We start from the raw sequence: 355 nt of genomic DNA, 5'->3' as shown, positions 1-355 counted from the left end.
GAGGCGGCACCCAGATTCGAACTGGGGGATAAAGGTTTTGCAGACCTCTGCCTTACCACTTGGCTATGCCGCCATATGGGGTGGCTGATGGGACTTGAACCCACGAGTGCCGGAGCCACAATCCGGTGCGTTAACCACTTCGCCACAACCACCATATTAGTTGTTATCTTTTACTGATATAAGAATTCCAAGTTGAAAGTGGCGCGCCTGGAGAGATTCGAACTCCCGACCGACCGCTTAGAAGGCGGTTGCTCTATCCTGCTGAGCTACAGGCGCAAATGGAGCGGGTGATGGGAATCGAACCCACGTAGCTAGCTTGGAAGGCTAGAGCTTTACCATTAAGCTACACCCGCAT

Annotated in this window: 4 tRNA genes; all 4 read right to left on the bottom strand. The window is 53.0% G+C overall.

Annotated elements, in window-relative coordinates:
- Nucleotide 1: 1 nt before the first annotated feature.
- Nucleotides 2-73, bottom strand: a tRNA-Cys gene (locus F9B85_RS14220).
- 3 nt (nt 74-76) lie between these two features.
- Nucleotides 77-152, bottom strand: a tRNA-His gene (locus F9B85_RS14215).
- Nucleotides 153-199: 47 nt separating this feature from the next.
- Nucleotides 200-276, bottom strand: a tRNA-Arg gene (locus tag F9B85_RS14210).
- Between the two features lie 3 nt (nt 277-279).
- A tRNA-Gly gene (locus F9B85_RS14205) sits at nt 280-353 on the bottom strand.
- Between the last annotated feature and the right edge of the window lie 2 nt (nt 354-355).

Source organism: Heliorestis acidaminivorans, from assembly GCF_008933955.1.
GTDB lineage: Bacteria > Bacillota > Desulfitobacteriia > Heliobacteriales > Heliobacteriaceae > Heliorestis > Heliorestis acidaminivorans.
This window is presented reverse-complemented; position numbering and strand designations above follow the sequence as displayed.